This window comes from Nonomuraea angiospora (assembly GCF_014873145.1).
GTDB lineage: Bacteria > Actinomycetota > Actinomycetes > Streptosporangiales > Streptosporangiaceae > Nonomuraea > Nonomuraea angiospora.
The window spans coordinates 4,638,691-4,655,232 of sequence record NZ_JADBEK010000001.1 but is presented as its reverse complement, the minus strand read 5'-3'; the positions used below and the strand labels follow the sequence as shown (position 1 = coordinate 4,655,232).

General features: G+C 71.4%; 17 protein-coding genes. 11 read left to right on the top strand and 6 right to left on the bottom strand.

Going from position 1 to position 16,542, the window contains the following annotated elements:
- Positions 1-42: 42 nt before the first annotated feature.
- The gene (locus tag H4W80_RS21005; protein ID WP_192786649.1) at positions 43-447 is read right to left on the bottom strand and encodes a YbaB/EbfC family nucleoid-associated protein; all 405 of its coding nucleotides are present in this window, start codon (positions 445-447) and stop codon (positions 43-45) included.
- 166 nt (positions 448-613) lie between these two features.
- Between H4W80_RS21005 and H4W80_RS21000 the strand changes: the two genes are divergently transcribed.
- Positions 614-922: a hypothetical protein gene (locus H4W80_RS21000; RefSeq protein ID WP_192786648.1), complete on the top strand. Its 309-nt coding sequence runs from the start codon at positions 614-616 to the stop codon at positions 920-922.
- On the top strand, positions 922-1,677 hold the full coding sequence (locus H4W80_RS20995) for a WXG100 family type VII secretion target (protein WP_192786647.1): 756 nt from the start codon (positions 922-924) through the stop codon (positions 1,675-1,677). The genes H4W80_RS21000 and H4W80_RS20995 overlap by 1 nt, the downstream gene beginning before the upstream one ends.
- Positions 1,678-1,695: 18 nt before the next feature.
- Here H4W80_RS20995 and ppgK read toward each other — a convergent pair whose 3' ends face one another.
- Positions 1,696-2,418 (bottom strand): polyphosphate--glucose phosphotransferase, encoded by a 723-nt coding sequence (gene ppgK, locus H4W80_RS20990; protein ID WP_192786646.1) that lies wholly within the window; start codon positions 2,416-2,418, stop codon positions 1,696-1,698.
- 220 nt (positions 2,419-2,638) lie between these two features.
- On the opposite strand from ppgK, the gene H4W80_RS20985 reads away from it, so the two are divergent.
- Together H4W80_RS20985 and H4W80_RS20980 are read left to right on the top strand one after the other, a co-directional pair.
- On the top strand, positions 2,639-3,688 hold the full coding sequence (locus H4W80_RS20985; RefSeq protein ID WP_192786645.1) for a TIGR03118 family protein: 1,050 nt from the start codon (positions 2,639-2,641) through the stop codon (positions 3,686-3,688).
- 270 nt (positions 3,689-3,958) lie between these two features.
- Positions 3,959-4,642 carry a TenA family protein gene (locus H4W80_RS20980; RefSeq protein WP_192786644.1) on the top strand — a complete coding sequence of 228 codons (684 nt, stop codon included), beginning with the start codon at positions 3,959-3,961 and terminating at the stop codon, positions 4,640-4,642.
- Here the strand turns inward: H4W80_RS20980 and H4W80_RS20975 are convergent.
- Positions 4,603-5,181, bottom strand: a complete 579-nt coding sequence (locus H4W80_RS20975) for an HAD-IA family hydrolase (protein ID WP_192786643.1) — start codon at positions 5,179-5,181, stop codon at positions 4,603-4,605. The two genes, H4W80_RS20980 and H4W80_RS20975, sit on opposite strands and share 40 nt — an antisense overlap.
- A 108-nt stretch (positions 5,182-5,289) precedes the next feature.
- Between H4W80_RS20975 and H4W80_RS20970 the strand changes: the two genes are divergently transcribed.
- Positions 5,290-6,096, top strand: a complete 807-nt coding sequence (locus H4W80_RS20970; protein ID WP_192786642.1) for a DUF4253 domain-containing protein — start codon at positions 5,290-5,292, stop codon at positions 6,094-6,096.
- A 46-nt stretch (positions 6,097-6,142) separates the two neighbouring features.
- Here H4W80_RS20970 and H4W80_RS20965 read toward each other — a convergent pair whose 3' ends face one another.
- Both H4W80_RS20965 and H4W80_RS20960 read right to left on the bottom strand, forming a co-directional pair.
- Positions 6,143-6,976, bottom strand: coding sequence for an SAM-dependent methyltransferase (locus H4W80_RS20965; protein ID WP_225963575.1), 834 nt, complete (start codon positions 6,974-6,976; stop codon positions 6,143-6,145).
- Between the two features lie 184 nt (positions 6,977-7,160).
- Positions 7,161-8,423 (bottom strand): helix-turn-helix domain-containing protein, encoded by a 1,263-nt coding sequence (locus H4W80_RS20960; protein WP_192786641.1) that lies wholly within the window; start codon positions 8,421-8,423, stop codon positions 7,161-7,163.
- 201 nt (positions 8,424-8,624) lie between these two features.
- Here H4W80_RS20960 and H4W80_RS20955 point away from each other — a divergent pair, with 201 nt between their 5' ends.
- From H4W80_RS20955 to H4W80_RS20930, 6 genes are all read left to right on the top strand, one after another.
- On the top strand, positions 8,625-9,383 hold the full coding sequence (locus H4W80_RS20955; protein WP_192786640.1) for a hypothetical protein: 759 nt from the start codon (positions 8,625-8,627) through the stop codon (positions 9,381-9,383).
- Positions 9,380-10,579 carry a hypothetical protein gene (locus tag H4W80_RS20950; RefSeq protein ID WP_192786639.1) on the top strand — a complete coding sequence of 400 codons (1,200 nt, stop codon included), beginning with the start codon at positions 9,380-9,382 and terminating at the stop codon, positions 10,577-10,579. Before H4W80_RS20955 ends, H4W80_RS20950 begins: the two co-directional genes overlap by 4 nt.
- Positions 10,580-10,591: 12 nt before the next feature.
- Entirely contained in the window at positions 10,592-10,801 is a 210-nt protein-coding gene (locus H4W80_RS20945) for a hypothetical protein (protein ID WP_192786638.1), read from the top strand.
- Positions 10,802-10,885: 84 nt separating this feature from the next.
- Entirely contained in the window at positions 10,886-11,590 is a 705-nt protein-coding gene (locus H4W80_RS20940; protein ID WP_192786637.1) for a maleate cis-trans isomerase family protein, read from the top strand.
- Complete coding sequence (locus H4W80_RS20935) at positions 11,587-12,753, top strand: FAD-dependent oxidoreductase (protein WP_192786636.1); 1,167 nt, start codon at positions 11,587-11,589, stop codon at positions 12,751-12,753. Before H4W80_RS20940 ends, H4W80_RS20935 begins: the two co-directional genes overlap by 4 nt.
- A 44-nt stretch (positions 12,754-12,797) precedes the next feature.
- Positions 12,798-14,537 (top strand): RNA polymerase sigma factor, encoded by a 1,740-nt coding sequence (locus H4W80_RS20930; RefSeq protein WP_192786635.1) that lies wholly within the window; start codon positions 12,798-12,800, stop codon positions 14,535-14,537.
- A 37-nt stretch (positions 14,538-14,574) separates the two neighbouring features.
- On the opposite strand, the gene H4W80_RS20925 is transcribed toward H4W80_RS20930, so the two are convergent.
- The gene (locus H4W80_RS20925; RefSeq protein ID WP_318786973.1) at positions 14,575-16,497 is read right to left on the bottom strand and encodes a Xaa-Pro dipeptidyl-peptidase; all 1,923 of its coding nucleotides are present in this window, start codon (positions 16,495-16,497) and stop codon (positions 14,575-14,577) included.
- Positions 16,498-16,542: the final 45 nt, after the last annotated feature.

Here is a 16,542-nt window from a genome sequence, read left to right as displayed (position 1 = left end):
AAGGCAGGGTAGTCCGGCCGGTGATCGGGGGCGCGCGGCCGGTCAGCGCGGGGGCAGGGCCGCGAGGAAGGCGGACTGGACGGCCTCGAAGCGGCGGCCGACGTCCCCGAGGTCGAACGGCAGGCGCTCGCTGCCCTGGGCCGCGGCCAGGCGCTCCTCCAGCTGGCCCCGGGCCGACAGCTGGGCCGCGCGCAGCGCCGCCACGATCGCCTCGGCCAGCTCTTCGCTGCCCATCGTGCGCAGCACCCGCGCGTCCAGGCGGAGGTCCCGGACGAGGCCGTCGGCCTCCACGGTGGCCTGGATCCGGCCCCCGGCCGCCGCGCCCTCCCCGGTGACCTCGCCGAGCCCGTCCATGGCGGTGGCGAGCTTCGACATGGCCTCGTCCGCGCGCCGCCCGATCCGGTCCAGCTCCTCGGGCGTGACGGCGGCCGGGTCGAAGTCGAACATGCCATGACCTTCCTGTTCGTGGGCGCGACGCACGGAGTCGATCAAGATTTCCTGAACCCGCTGACAGCGATGGGTTTCGCCCTGCCGAACATCCGGTGAACCCAGATGATCAACGCCTCCCGGGCTACGAAGATGACCTTCGACGCAAAACACCTGAAGGAGCAACATGTCCACCCCGCAGGAGACAAGGGTCATCACGTCTCGTGTCATCACCGGCATGGGCGAGCGCTACAACGACGTCTGGGCCGCCTTCATGAAGACCGGAGACCGTGTCTACGACACCGACCTCGGCGACGGCACGCTGGGGACGATCTTGGCGAGGGTCCTCGGCCCGGCCTACGAGACGGCGCAGCGAGGCTGCACGGAGGCCCTGCGGGGCGGCGCCATCGCCTCCCGCGGCATCTCCGACAGCCTGTCCACCTGCGCGGGAAACTGGCGCAGGGCCGAGGAGGCCAGCATCGTGGAGTACCGGTGATGGCGCCCTCGCCGTGGCCGATCATCCGGACGCTCAAGGGGCTCCAGCTGTACGCGGGCGTTCCGCTGGTGTCGCTCGCCCTCCTGGAGTCCCTCCAGATGGACGTCGACCGCGTCTCGGAGGTCGCCAAGGTCTGGAAGCAGATGGCCAGGGACCTCGACCACCCCGTGGAGGTGCTCGACGGCATCCCCGCCGAGTCCCGGCGCGGCTGGATCGCCGACGACCAGCGGGAGTTCTCCCGGGTGACCGGCAAGATGCACGCCGGCACCGAGGTCACGCGCGACTCCCTCGACCAGATCGGCGACATCCTCGAGGGCGTGGCCAACGCCTTCCGGATCTTCAAGGGGGCGATGGCGACCTTCTCCACGATGGTCGCCGCCTCCAGCGTGTACGGGCTGTCGATGATGGTGCTGTCGCCCGTGGGGGCCGTCCAGGGCCGCCTGTACCTGAGATGGCTGCTCAACGCCGCCGACAAGGTGCTGACCGTGATGATCGGCGCGCTCCTCACGTACTGCATGGGCCAGGCGACCGTCATCGCCTACCTGATCGCGCAGGGGCAGGCGCTGGGCGACCTGGCCGAGCCCTACGAGCAGGACGGCTGGCCGCGGGCGAGGCTGCGCGAGGTCGACTTCGCCACCGTGAAGATCGACAAGTCGGCGTTCCCCACGTTCCAGTACCCCGAGGGAGGCAAGGCCCTGCCGGACGACGCTAAGGACTTCAAGTGGGTTGCCCCGAGCCGGCCCCGTACGAACTGAGTCCGGCCCGGGAGCGGCTCATGAGCGGCGGGAGGCGGCCAGGGCCGCGCCGATGATGCCGGCCTCGTTCTGGAGGGCGGCGGGCACCACGGGCGTGTCGAGGTGGACGTGCGGCAGGAACTTGTCGGCCTTCCTGCTCGCACCTCCGCCGATGACGATCAGCGTGGGCGACAGCAGCATCTCCACGTGCCGGAGGTACTCCTCCACCCGCTCGGCCCACTTCTCCCAGCTCAGCTCGTGCTCCTCGCGCGCCCGCGCCGACGCCCGGTGCTCGGCGTCCTTGCCCCGCAACTCCAGGTGCCCGAGCTCGGTGTTGGGCACGAGCGTCCCCTCGGTGAACAGCGCGCTGCCGATCCCCGTGCCGAACGTCAGCACGAGCACGGTCCCGCGCTCCCCGCGCCCGCGCCCGTAGGTCACCTCCGCCACGCCGGCCGCGTCGGCGTCGTTCAGCACGGTCGCCCCGCCGAACAGCTTGGCCGCGTCCACGCCGATCCACGAGTGGTCCACGTTGGCGGCCGTCAGCACGACCCCGTCCTTGACCACGCCGGGGAACGTCACCCCGACCGGACCGTTCCAGCCGAAATGCTTGACGATCTCCGCCACCGCCTCCGCCACCTCATCGGGCTTGGACGGCTGGGGCGTGGGAATGCGCAAGCGCTCCTGCACCAGTTCGCCGGCCTCGATGTCGACAGGGGCTCCCTTGATTCCCGAACCGCCGATGTCAATGCCCAACACGTTCATGTCAATCCCTCTCCCCTTCAGGACACGAAAAAACTCCCGTCCTGATATTTCCGGAACCGGCTGAACCGCCCCACACCCCTCCACGTATCTCGCGTCACAAGCGCTAACTAGGAGGCAACGGATGCGGCCACGCATCATCACACTCTGCGCTGTTGCGGTTGTGCTGGGAGCGACTCTCCCTACTCCCGCGCACGCCACCACAACCAGGAACCGATTCGACGTGATCAACCTTGTGTCGGACGTTCAGGGCAAAGCCCCGGTCACCGACGCCAAGGTCGTCAACCCGTGGGGCCTGGCCATGGGCAAGACTCTGTGGGTCTCGAACACCGGCACCGGCACCGCCACCGTCTACTCCGGCACGGGCAAGAAGGAGCAGACCGAGGTGTGGATCCCCGGCGGAGCACCCACCGGCCAGGTGTTCAACCCGGGCGAGGGCTTCACCGTCAAGGGCAAGCCCGCCACGTTCATCTTCTCCAGCCCGAGCGGAGCCATCACGGGCTGGAACAAGGACGTGGACCCGAAGAACGCGATCATCGGGGCCTTCACCCGCGGCGCCGACTACAAGGGGCTGGAGCTCGTCGAGACCGACGACGGAGACTTCCTGCTGGCCGCCGACTTCGCGAGCGGGCGCATCCACGCCTTCGACGAGGACTTCCGCCGCATCAGCCTGAAGAGCTGGCAGTTCCGCGACCCGGGCGTCCCCAGGACGTACAAGGCCTACAACGTGGCGATCGCCAACGGCAGCATCTGGGTGTCCTGGGCGCTGCGTGACCCGTCCACCGGCAAGCCCGAATTCGGCGAGGGCAAGGGCTTCGTGAGCCGCTTCAACGCCGGCGGGCGCCTGACCGGCCGCATCTCCAGGGTCGGGCTCAACGCCCCCTGGGGGATCACCGCCGCGCCGAAGGGCTGGGGACAGTACAGGGGCGCGCTGCTCATCGGCAACTTCGGCGACGGCACCGTGCACGCGTACAAGAACAGCCGCCACCTGGGCGCGCTGAGCACGGCGGACGGCAAGCCGATCGTGCTGCCCGGCCTGTGGGACCTGGAGCCCGGCACCGCCACCAACGGCGGCGAGAACTCCATGTGGTTCTCCGCGGGCATCGACGGCACCAAGCACGGCCTGATCGGCATCATCGCCCCGCAGGGCACCAAGCCGACGTCCACCGCGACGCCGACGCCGTCGAGCTCCCCGACGAACCACCCGTCGGGCCACCAGACGAGCGCCCCCAGTAGCCGGTCGTCCTCCCAGAACCCGTACGGCGGGTACTGAGCGGCGCTCGCTCGCCGTCGCCCCCGGCCTGGCGAGAAGCGCAGCTCGCCGAGCAAGGCCGGGGGCGGCGGTCACGCGGACGTTTCCGGCGCGGTTGGCGCGAGCCGCGCCGGAAACAACCCCTTGTTGGTGCTTCCCGCCGCACCCTTACTCCTCGCCGCACCCCGGCTGAGGTCCCTTTGAGGGAATAGGGGAGGGCTGGCTCCTCCCGGAGAACTGGTGTCCTCCGGGAGGAAGGGGTTGAGGTCCCCTTTTGGGTACGGTCGGATCGTGAGCGAGCGATCCTTCAGTGAATGGCTCAGGCAGCAGTGCGAGCCCGAGTGGACGGTGGTGGTGACGCACCCGTTCGCGATGGCGATCACGACGGGCACGGCGCCCGCCGACGGCATGCGGCGCTACCTGGAGCAGGACTTCCAGTTCGTGGACTCGTTCACGGCCCTGCTCGGGGCGGCCGTGGCGAGCGCGGACACGTTCGAGGCGCGGGTGCCCTACGGGAAGTTCCTCGGTCAGGTGGCGACCACCGAGGAGAAGACGTACTTCCACCGGGCGCTGGCCGCGCTGGGCGGGCGGACCGACGCCTCGCCCGAGCCGGTGACGGCCGCGTTCAGGCAGCTCATGGACGAGGTGCGGACGTCACAGGACTACCTGCTGATCGTCACCGTGCTCTGCGTGGCCGAATGGTGCTACCTGGGCTGGGCCTCGCGGGCCGGGCAGCCGCTGCCGGACGGCTTCGTGCACCGCGAGTGGATCGAGCTGCACGAGGGCCCGGAGTTCCGGGCCTGGGTGGCCTTCCTGCGCGGCGAGCTCGACCGCCTCGGCGCGGACCTGGACGAGGAGCGCCGGACGGCGGCGCTGGACGTCTTCCGGCTGGCCGTCGAGCTGGAACGGGCCTTCTTCGACCAGGCCACCGAGCATCAGCCCAGTACGGCCGCCAGATCCTGGAACGAGCGGTAGTGCACGCCGGTCATGCCGAGCGCCCTGGCCGCCTCCACGTTCTGCAGCCGGTCGTCCACGAACAGGCAGCGCTCCGGCGCGACCCCGGCCCGCTCCGCGGCGATCTCGTAGATCCGCCGGTCGGGCTTGGCCACGCCCACCCTGGCGCTGCTGACCACGTCGTCCGCGAAGTACGTGAGCCCCAGCAGGTCGAGGTGCTGCTCCAGCGAGTCCGTGGCGTTGGTCACGATCACCACGGGCACGTGCTGCTGCGCCTTGGCCAGCAGCGCCCTGACCTCCTCGTCCACCCAGAAGCGCACCTGCGCGAACTCGGTCACGGCCTGACGGGCCCGCTCGCCGCCGCCGAGCGCGACGACGACCGACTCCAGCCACTCCTCCTCGGTGACCTGACCCAGGGTGGCGGGCAGGATCAGCGCGGGGTCGAGAGCCGTCTTCATGAGCGGCAGGCCGTACCGGGCCTCGATGTCGGCCTGGGCGGCATGGTCGAAGAGCCGGAGCACTCCATCAAGGTCAGACAGAACCGCGTCAAAGGGGATCACAGCCCCTCATTGTGACAGTCATCGGCATTTCCCGCGTCGTCACAGGTCCAACGGCGACCGGCCGGACTACCATCTCCGAGACAGGATTCGGTATCGGAACGGTAGGGCATGAGCGCACGCGAGCTGGGGCGGCTGTTCGCCGACGGCGGCAGGGGGCACAGGCTGCCCGCGGGGCTGCCGCCGGGCGAGCTGGTCTGGCCCGATCCCGCCTACACCCGGCAGGGTAATGCGATCAGGCCGGCGTTCTGGATGAGCGAGGAGGCGGCGTCCGGCGAGGACTGGAGGCGCATGCGCGAGTGGCAGCCGTACAGCGGCCTGTGGCCGGTGCTGCTGGACGAGTCGGCGCAGCCCTGGGGGATCGGGCAGATCGTTCCGGACGATCCCCGCCAGATCGACCACTTCACCGCCGAGGGGTTCATGGCCGAGGTGTGGCAGGAGTGGGTGACCCAGATGCCGCAGGACGCGCTGGAGGAGCTGGACCCGTTCGGGGCGATCTGTCCCGGCCCCGCCCCGGCCGGAGTGCTCAAGGCCGCCCCCGAGGCGGTCGCCGACTGGCTCGCGGGCGAGCTGGCCGTCAAGGGGATGCCGCTCGGCCTGGTCGCCGCCCCCAGGGGCGCCGACGCGCTGGCCGTGATGGGCTGGCAGGGCGCGCTGCACCACAACGAGTGGATGGTCCCGCTGGCCGCCGTGGTGCGCAGCTGGGAGGACCGGTTCGGGGCGCGGGTGGTGAGCGTCGGGTTCAACACCCTGGACCTGAGCGTGGCCGCGCCGCCGGTCGATCCCGAGCACGCGTTGCACGTGGCCGCCGAGCACTGGACGTTCTGCCCGGACAACATCGTCCAGGGCCCCGGTGACCTGCAGGGCTATGCCGAGCAGATCATCGGCGAGCACGCCTGGTCGTTCTGGTGGGACTGAGTCCGGCCGCGCCCACGAGACGGTGGCCCGGCCGGACCCTCCGGTGTCAGGGGACGCGGGCCACGGCCCCGTAACTCCCCGAAGAACTCGGCTGTTCGGCGCAGGCGGTGCCGAGGCCGTCCGGCCGCCATTCCGGGATCCACACCAACCCCGGATCGACCAGCACCAGACCTTCGAGCAACGCCGCGACCTCCTCTCTGCTGCGGATCGCGTGACCCGGCAGCGTCATCGCCAGCAGGTCGTGAATCGCTCCCAGCAGCTCCGGCGGGATCGCGTCGAACGTGGTCTGCAGCAGCGTCAGGTAGCTCCCCTCGGGCACCACCTGCCGGATCCGCTTGATCACGTAGTGGAAGTACTCGTCGTCGTTCAGGCTCTGGGTCGACAGCAGCAGCACGGCCATGGGCCGGTCCCAGTCGAGGAACGTCTGCAGGACCCGGTCATCGAGGAGGTCGTCGATCTCGCGCACGTCGCCTTCGACAACGCGTACGAGGTCGGTGACGGGCTCGATGGTCGCCCGGGCACCGGCCAGCACCATCGGGTCGTTCTCCACGTAGACCACGCGGGGGACCGCGCCGCACAGGGCGTCACGGGCCACGTCGTGCAACTGCCCGCCCGCCGGCAGGCCGCTGGGCACTCCACTCCCGACAATGACGAACTGGTCCACACCTTCGCCGGCCAGATGACGCACCACACGGCACAAATAGTCGAGCACAGCCCGTGCGGCCGTCGTCACGACGGGACCGGCCTGGTCGTAGCGGCGCACTGCGTCTCTGTCCGCCACGAAGTTGTTCTTCCCACCCGTGGCCGCGTCGAGAACCCGGGTGATCCTGGCGTGGGTCATCTCCAGCTTCGCCAGGTTTCGGATGGCACGCTGACGCATTGAGTGTTGCCCCTTTCCCCTCGCCCACTATCTCGGGAAAAGATTGATCCTTTCGGACCCCACTCGATGACCCAGAACTTATGATCCCCGCTGCGCGGCGGAAGACAACCGGAAAAGCCATTAGTTTTCGGTATATGTGGCTAACCTGCTACCGCGAATAACGATCATCCATTAGGGAAGGAGATCACTTTCCGAGGGAACGCGAAAGCCGCTCGCGATGGAGATTCAACACCTCGAAAGTCTCTTCGCGGGTCGTCGTCGTCACCGACAGCTTGGTGAAGGCCTGGTGGTACGCCTCCACCGCGGCGGTGTCGGTGATCAGCTCGTCGGACTCGATGCCGTGGGCGCAGGCGATGTCCGCCTCGAACGCCTCCGCGAAGCGCCAGAGCGTGAACGGGCCGGTGCGCGGCACGTAGACGGGATCCTCCGTCGGCACCACGTGGAGCGAGACGTTGGGCCGCTTGGCGTGCTCGATGAGCTGGTCGATCTGGCGGAGCTGGACGTGCGGCCCCACGATCGAGCGGGTCAGCACGCTCTCGTCGATGACCGCCCACACGACGATGCCGCTGTCGCGGGCCACGGCCTCCTGGCGGGCCAGCACGAGGGCGAGCGCCTCCTCGACCGTCTGCTGCCCGAGCGTCGCCGGCCCGGCCACGGTGACGGCCGCCTTGGCGTATTCCTCGGTCTGCAGCAGCGGCGGGACGAACTGGGGGTGGTAGGTGCGGATCACCGTGGCCCGCTGCTCCAGCGCGTACGTGGTGGCTAGCCAGACCGGCACCGACTGCGCGTCGTACCAGGCGGCCTCGCGCTCGCCCCTGGCCAGCGACAGCACGTATTCGCGGATGGGCGGGGCGGTGACGCCGTAGAGGGCGAGCAGGCGCTCGGCGGTGATGGGCGCGGGCGCGATCCTGCCCTCCTCGATGGCCGGGATCGCGGCGGCCCCCTTGCCGATCGCCGTCTCCACCTGCTGGACCGACAGGTCGGCGGCCAGGCGCAGGCCGTGCAGCCGCTTGCCGAGCGCCCGGCGCTGCGGCCCGCTCAGCGGCGCGGCCGCCTCGGGGATGTCGGGGGAGGCGGGGGGCTCCGGCTCGTCGGGCAGCCCCTCGGCCCTGCGGGCCAGCTCGACCACGCCGCGCAGCAGGGTCAGGGAGCTCTCGGACAGCTCTGAGGTGCCCAGGCCGATGGCGGCCGCGCGCAGCTGGAGGTCCTCGACCGCGCCGGACTCGAGGTAGTCGTCGCCGACCAGCCAGCCGACGCTCACCTGGAGGCATGAGGCCAGCGCCCTGAGCACCTGGAGCGTCGGGTTGGTCTGCTTGCCGGTGCGCAGCTGGCTGACGTAGGCGCGGGTGATGGGGATGCCCGCCTCCGTCAGGGCGGAGGCGACCTGCGCGCCGGTGAAGCCGCGCTTGGTCAGCGCAAGATCGAGCCGTTCGGCGAAGTTCGCCACGGCACACCTCCATCCACCGCCCGTGAACTTTTCCAGCGTAAGGGACGCGAGCCGCACTGTCCCCTGCCATGGGGGGCAGCTCTGCCCCGCGCGTTGGTATCAACTTATGCGCAAACTGTCAGTTGACATAGCCTTGTCCATAAGCGGACTATCAGAGGGCATGGTAACTGTGGCTTAACAGTCGGGAGGAGGTGGCCAGACGTGACCATGGATTCCTCGCACCTCGAAGATCTGCCCTCCACCGGGCAGGAGCGAGTGGTGCAGCGGATCTGCGCGCGCGTGGCCGGGCCGGCGGTGGGAGCCGGCGTTCAGGTCGCGAGCCTGCCTCTCGGCGGCCTCCAGGTCTGGCTGGACAGCCCGCGGTCACCGGCGGGTCACCGTTGGCCCTTCTACCACCGGATGGCCCGCGAGCTGCGGCTGGCCGGCTGGCACACGGAGACGGGACCTGATCGGCTGCTGTTGCTCGGGTGGAGTGCGGTCTGCCTGAGCCACCGGGCCAGGATGCTGAGCGCGGCCCTGGCGGGACGGCTGGCCGACTTCGACAAGACGGCCTTCATGGCCGTCATGATCGCCACCCGGCTGCGCCACGAGGGGTTCCCCGCGGAGGAGCTCCCGGCCGAGGTGGAGACCCGCTGCCGCGACGCGCTGCGCTGGCCCGCCCGGCTGGAGGACCTCGACGGCCTGGAACGCCGGTCGTCGCTGGAGCCGCTGCGGCTCAGGCTCGCCCAGGTGGCGGGGCTCGAGGCCAAGGTCGGCTGCCGCTGCTGCGAGCATCTCGCGCTCGCCTCGAAGGTCGCGCGCACGGTGGCCGGCGGTGCGGTGCCGGCCAGGCCGCGCGCGCGTTCGTCGGCATCGTGCTCCGCCACGCCGGATTCCTCTCCGGGGGTGGGGCTGACCGAGCGCATGGTCTGCGTCAGCGTGCCCAACGTGGCCACCACCAGAGCGGGGACGGCGCGATGACGCCGGCGCCCATCCCCGCGCACCGGGCCGCACCGGCCCCGGCACCCGTGGCGTGGCCACGGCACCGGGTCAGGAGACGGCCCGCTCACCACCTCGGCGTCGCCATGAGGTTCCCCGCCGCGTACGCGCTGCCGCCCGGCGCGCCGCCCACCGGCCACCGGCCCTGGGGCGTCGCGTTCAGGTGCGCGTGCGCAGGAGCGGGAATGCTGGCGCTGCTGTCAGACGGCGGGTGGCCGCCGGCCGATCACGGCCGGCTTCCCCGCCTGGGACTGACGGCGGCGCTTGTGCCGCTGGCCCCGGCGCTTCCCCATCCCTCCGGCATCGCGCGGCACGTGCCCGACTTAGTCGGCGCGGTGCTGTCGACCAGCGCGTTAGCGGCTGGCGTGCTGGCCGACACGAGGGGCAGCGCCTGGGGCCGGCTTTATCGGCGTTCGCCGGGCCGTCCGGCCGCGGGCACGGAGCCGGGCGCGAGGTCGTACGCGGCCTCGCGGCGGCACCGTGCCCGCGCGCTCGACCTGCGGCACCGGCGACGTAGCGGACTCCCGATGGCGGCGGGCGCGTTCTGCCCGTCCGGCGCGGCCTCGTTCGCCGCGCTCGCCATGGGGCCGCCTGTTGTGGAGACGGCCGGGCTCCTGCCGGTCATGATCGCGGTGACTCCGGCGGCCACCCCGGCCGTCCGCCGCGTCGGGACCGGCGGAGCCGTCTACGGCGGAGGCTTCGCTCTGGGCGGAGGTTGCGCGCCGCGGCTCGCCCACTCGTCTTGCGACGGGTGGAGCCTGCTCGGCGCGGTGCTGATGGGCGCCGGATTCGGCGTGCTCGCGGTCGGCCTTCTGGCGGGGACCACCGTGATCGCCGAACCCGGTCAGCACGCCTCCGCGATGCTGGGTGGGGTGATCGGCGCGATGGGCGCCACAGTGCTGATCGACCGGCCGTTGCCGGAGGGGCCCGCTTCCGGGCCCGCCTCCGTCCTGGTGGCTGTACTCCAGGCCGCCGTTCTGCTCGCCGCCACGGCGCAGGTGCGGGTCGCCGGGGCGTCGGGCCATGAGACCGAACCTCGATCTCAACGCGCGGCGGAAGAGGGGCCGGCGATGTTCCGCCGGCTCCTCGCCGGGCCGCGCGGCCACGTCAACCCAGTACGGAGCGGGGCTCTGGCCCGCTTCACCACATGCGACCGCAAGGTCGTCAACCCGCGATGAACAGGAGCGACCATGCTCACGGATGAACTGCGCCGGTCACAGCCACACGAGGTCCACGCACGCGGAGCGCGCCAGGCGCCGCCGCCGTCCTGGGGCGAGGACCAGGGCGACGCGCCGCCGGCAGAGCCGCCGCGCACCGTGCACCGGCTGCGCCGCATCCGTCCGGTGCCCGCGCGGGCGATCACCGAGATCGACCACGCGTTACGCCACCCCGTCATCTGACACCACACCCTTCCCGCACAGGAGGAGAACCCATATGCGCACCGTCCTCGCCCGGAGCCTTCAGTGAGCCGCGGGAGGGTGGGAGTGATCGTGGCGCCCGCCAACCCCTCGGCGGAGCCCGAGCTCACCCGCCTGCTCGGGTCGCGCGCCGACATGCACGTCACGCGCTTCCCTGTACGGCCCGGCCAGTCCCTGGCCGAACGGCTGGAAAGCTACAACGAGGCCCTGCCCTCCATGGTCTACGCGTTCGACGCCCTGCCGCTGAGCGCGATGGTCATGGCCTGCAGCGAGCCCCGCTACCTCCTCGGTCCCGATGAGGACCGCGACCAGTGCGCCGAGCTGACGGCCGCGACCGGGGTGCCCTTCGCCTCGGCCACGCAGGCCACGCGCGAGGCGATGGAACACGCCGAGGTGAGCGACATCGTGCTGGTCTCCCCGTACCAGCCGTGGCTGACCGAGCTGGCCGAGCGGTTCTGGAAGACGGCCGGCCTGAACGTCACCCAGGTCGTCCAGGTACGCGCGAAGAACGGCTACTCCTCGTACGCGGTCACCCCCTCCGAGCTGATCAGCCAGGTCGAACTGGCCGAGCTGCCGGCGGACGCGGTGCTGCTGTTCACCGGCACCGGCATGGCCACGCTGCCCGTGCTCGGCCCCCTCAGCGCCGGCAACGACCGCATCCTGCTGACCTCCAACCTCTGCACGGCCTGGTGGGCGCTGTCCCAGACCATCGGGCAGCAGGTGACGCTCGGCCGCGTGCCGCACCGGCGCTACATGGGAGGCGCGGCATGAACGGCGTCATCGTGGTGGGAGCGGGACCCGCGGGGCTGACCGCGGCGCTCTCGCTGGCCAAGGCCGGGATCCCGGTCACCGTGCTGGAGCGCGAGAGCGAGCTCAGCAAGCAGACCAGGGCCTGCACGTTCCACCCGGCCACGCTCGACCTCCTCGACGACCTGGGCGTGGCGTCCCAGCTCGTGGCCAAGGGCCGCGTCGTCGACCGGGTGCAGTGGCGCGACCGGTCCGGCATCGTGCTGGCCGAGATGGGCATGAACCGGCTCAACGGCCTGACCAGGCATCCGTTCAGGATCCACGCCGACCAGGCCGCGCTCACCCCGCTGCTGCTGGCCGCCCTCAGCGTCTACCCGGACGTGGACGTGCGGTTCGGCACCCATGTGGACGGCGTGGTCGAAGGCGGCACAGGGATCCGGGTCCGCGTCGGCCACACCTGGACGCGGGCCCGGTACATGATCGCCGCCGACGGCGCGCACAGCACGGTCAGGGGCTCGCTGGGCCTGCCGTTCCCCAGGTCCGCCTACCCGACGCAGGCGCTGCGGGTGTTCACCGACTCGCCGCTGGACCGGCTGCTGCCGAGCCTGGCGCCGCTGACGTACGTGCGCGACGTGCAGCAGTCGTGCACGCTGCTCGGGCTGCCGGACCACTGGCGGATCATCTTCAAGATCCCCTGCGACACGCACGAGCCGCTGTCGCCGCCGAACCTGTCCCTGCTGGTCCGCCGGGCCCTGCCGGGGGCGAGCGGGCCGATCCACGTGACGGGCGCCGACCGGTTCGGGCTGTCCAGAGGCGTGCTGACGTCGTACCGGTGCGGCCGGGTGCTGTTCGTCGGCGACGCCGCGCACCTGACCTCCACGGTCGGCGGGCTCAACATGAACGCCGGCATCCACGACGCGGCCGAGGTGGGCCAGGTGATCGCGGCCGTGATCGGCGGCTTCGCCCCGCCGGCGGCGCTGGAGGCGTGGGCCTGGCGGCGGCGCTCGGTGCTGCTGCAGCGGGTGATCCCGCCCCGCGAGACCCGGCTCGCGGGCGTGCGGGAGCGCGACAGCGCCAGGCTGGCGGCCGCCATGGCCGGGCTGCGCGCCATCGCCGGGGACCCTGACGCGACACGCGCCTACCTGGCACAGGCCTCATTACTGGACACCGTGCCAGGGAAGAGGTGACGACCCCCCGTTCCGCGTACTGACTGGAGGAGGTGTGACGCCGGATGTGGCGAACCCTGTCTGACGACGCTCGCCAGGCCATTCGCGACCTGTGCGACAAGCACGGAGCCCGCCTCTACGACTACTGCCGCACGGAGCTCGCCGCGGGCGACGCCGAGCAGGCGGTGGCCGGCGCGGCGCTGACGGCGCACCTGTACGCGGATCGCGTGGTCGATCCGGCCCTGCGACGGCCCTGGTTGTACGCGGTGGCCCGCGCGCACCGGGCGTTCGTCGCCAAGCCCGCGAGCATCGGCTCGTGGTCGCGGCCCGGCCGGATGTCGGAGCTGCTGCCCGAGGCGCTGCTCTCCCTGGAGCGCCCGGAGCGGGAGCTGCTCGACCTGTCCATGCGCCACGGCCTGGCCGACCCGGAGATCGCCGTGATCTTCGAGCTGCGCCAGGACGAGGTGCGGACCATCGTCACCCGGGCGGCCGAGTCCCTGGAGGAGTGGTTCGCCGCGATCATCGCCGCGCGGGGGCGCGACGGATGCCCCGACCTGACGGCACGCGTGTCGGCGTGGGTCGCGGCGCCCGGCCGGCGGGCCAGGGCCAGGATCGGCCGTCACATCCAGTCCTGCGCGACCTGCCGGGCCGCGCCCAGGACCATGTCGGCGGCGGCGCTGCTGCGCCGCCTGCCGATCACCACACTGCCCGGCACACTTCCCAACCGGCTGGCGTTGGCGCAGCCGCTGCCCGGCGAGGGGCCACTCTGGCGGGCAGACGGCTTTCCCGTGCAGGCACGCACACTGGTGGAGACCGGTCCTTCCCCGGCTCCTCCGGTCGCCGACGCCACGCCGCAGATCCCGGTCGCCGACCCCACGACGGCGACCTCGGGAAAGCCCTGGTCGGCGGCGGGCGCGGCCGCCGCCGACCAGGAGCCCCCGGTGGCGCCCCCGGTGGCGCCCGCCGTGCGCGGGCGGCACCCGTTCACGCCGCCGAGCCGTACGCGGGCCTTCCGCGGCGGCGCGTACGGCGACAAGCTCGTCTTCAGCGCCGCCGTCAAGGGCTCGGGCAACGGCCACCACAGCGAGGGCGCCATCATCCGGTACGGCGGGATCTCCCTGGGCGGTGACCTGGCCGAGCTGCGGGACGGGCAGGTCCAGGAGTTCTGGCGGGACCGGCTGGACGACGACGACCCGGAGGCGGGGCCGCCGATCAGGGCCGTGGCCAGGCTCGGCCTGATGGTGGGCGTGGGCCTGCTGGTGGCGGGGCTGGTCTGGGCCGTCGTGAACGCCCGCCAGCACCCTCCGACGCTCACCAAGACCTCGGCGCAGACGGGCGGCCTGCTGGGCAAGTCGTCCGGCTGGGTGGCCGGGGTGGGCCCGATGGCCGCCGGAGCCGGCCTGACGAGCATGGCCAGGAAGGCCGAGCTGCCCAGGCCCGCGCCGCCCGTGGCCAGGCTGTCGCCGGCGACGGCGTGGCTGGGCTCGGGTCGCGCCGGAACGTTCGCGCTGTCGTGCGACGGGCGCTGCGAGATCGTCTCCGCCAAGGGCACCGACGGCATCACCGTGTCCGGGAACACCTTCAAGGTGAGCGCGCCGCTCTCGCGGTCCGACTGCTCCGGGCGGCCGAGCGTGGAGCGGGGGAAGATCACCGTCCAGTGGGCGGGCAGGGCGACCGGTGACGGCAAGACCACCGGCGGCACCACCGCCGGGCGCGGCGCCCTGACCATGAGCGTCGCCTGGACGGTCCGGCACACGGGCAAACGGACGCTCGACTACCGGCGCGGCGTCCCGTCCTGCGGGTGAGGGGCCTGCGGGGCCCCTCACCCTCTCGGAAACCCCCTTAGAAGAACGAGAACCCTGGCTCGGGCTCGGGCAGCTCGACCCGGTCAGGACCGCGGAACGTGGTCGCGTCCCTCGGCACGTCCGCCAGCGGCGTGCCCAGGACGAACGGGACGACGACGCTCGACCTGGCCAGGTCGAGGGTCACGGTCGCGCCGGTGCCGGTCTCGTCGCTGTAGGTCGAGTCGGTGCCGGCCACCACGAGGCCGAGCCGGTGGCCCTTCCTGAAGGTGTAGTCCTGCGGCAGCGTCAGCCACTTGACCGTCCCGTACGTGCCGGGCGGCAACGGCGCGGCCTGGCTGAGCGAGTCGCGGTTCTGGACGTCGATCCAGCCTCGGGCGACGACCTCGAGCGGGCGGGTGGCCACGTTCGTGACGACCTTCCTGTAGCAGGCGTCGTCGGCCGCGGTGCTCTCGCCGTAGCAGTCCTCCTCGGCCAGCGTGGTGATGCCCTGGCCGCGGCGCCAGTCGACGCGGGCCTCCTCGCCGAAGTCGACGAGCAGGGCGGTCAGGTTGGAGGTGGGCTTGTCCAGCTTGACCCGCAGGTCGGCGGTGGGCGTGCCGGACAGGCGCAGGTCGAGCGGGAGCGCGCCCGTGGTGAACGCGACCCGTCCCGGGTTCGCCGTCCCGATGTCGGCCACCATGTCGCTCTCGGTCATGGCGACGTCGGTGAAGGAGGCGGTGCTGTTCCTGGCGGCGGGCTTGAGGCCGAGCGAGCCGTCGGGGGCGGGGCGCAGGGACGCCTTGAGCGCGAACGGCGCCGGCCAGTCGCGCTGGGTGATCCAGCGGGCCGGGCCGGTCTCGACGTCGGCGCGGGGCTCGTTCATGATCCCGTTGCGTACGCCGTGCAGCCAGTGGTCGAACCACCGGTGCAGGGTGTCCACCCAGAGCGCGCGGCGGCCCTCGAAGTCGAACGGGTCCACGTGCTGGGTCTGGCCGACCCAGATCTTGCGCGGCACGTTGCGGTCGGCCAGGGCCTTCCACCAGGCCGAGAAGTTGTCGGGCTTGACGTTGAGGTCGTTGACCGTGTGGACGACGAACACGCTCGCCTTGACCCTGGAGGCGTCACCGAGCAGGCCCTTGATGTAGTCGCGCTCGGCCCAGAACGGGTTGAAGTCGCCCGTGTCGTCGCCGTCCTCGGCGTCCATCTTGTCGCGCACGGCCTGGCACTTGGCCTCGGGGTCGGTGTCGACGTAGTTGGCCAGCCAGGAGGCGTAGTCGTGGTTGTAGATGACGCCGTTGGAGCGCTGGTACTTGTACCAGGAGCTGATGGCCGAGATGGGCACGATGGTCTTCAGGCCCTCGACGCCGGTGGCGGCGACGGCGTTGGCCAGCGTGCCGTCGTACGACTTGCCGATCATGGCGGCCTTGCCCGTCGTCCAGTCGGCCACGGCCGGGGTGCCGTCCGCCCGGAACGCCTTGGCGCGGCCGTTCAGCCAGTCGATGACGGCCTTGCCGCCCAGGACGTCCGCCTTGCCGCCGATGTCCGGGCAGCCGTCCGATCGGGTGGTGCCGAGCATGTCGACGTTGAGGACGGCGTAGCCGCGGGGGACGAAGTAGTTGTCGTAGAAGAGCGGAAATTTGGTGACATTTCCGGCGGCGTCGTAAATTTTGCGCTCTGACTCGTTTCCGCGGCCCGAGTTGTCGTAGTACGGGCTCTCATCGATGATCACCGGCACCTTGAGCCCCGGGCCGGACTCCTTGGGCCTGATGATGTCCACGCGTACCTTGTCGAGTTTGCCGTCGAGGTCGCTGTCGACGGTCGACTCGACGTACACGTGCTCACGGACCGCGTCCGCGTAGGAGAAGACCGGCTGGGTGCGGCCGTTCTGGACGGTGATGGCGGGTGCTGCCGCGGCCTGGGCGGGTGTCGCGATCGCGAGGGTGAGGGTGACGGCGAAGAGGGCGGGGCGTAATTGTGGCACGCGTGACCTCCGGGACGTGGGCCGAATAACCCGCAATCTCTCAGA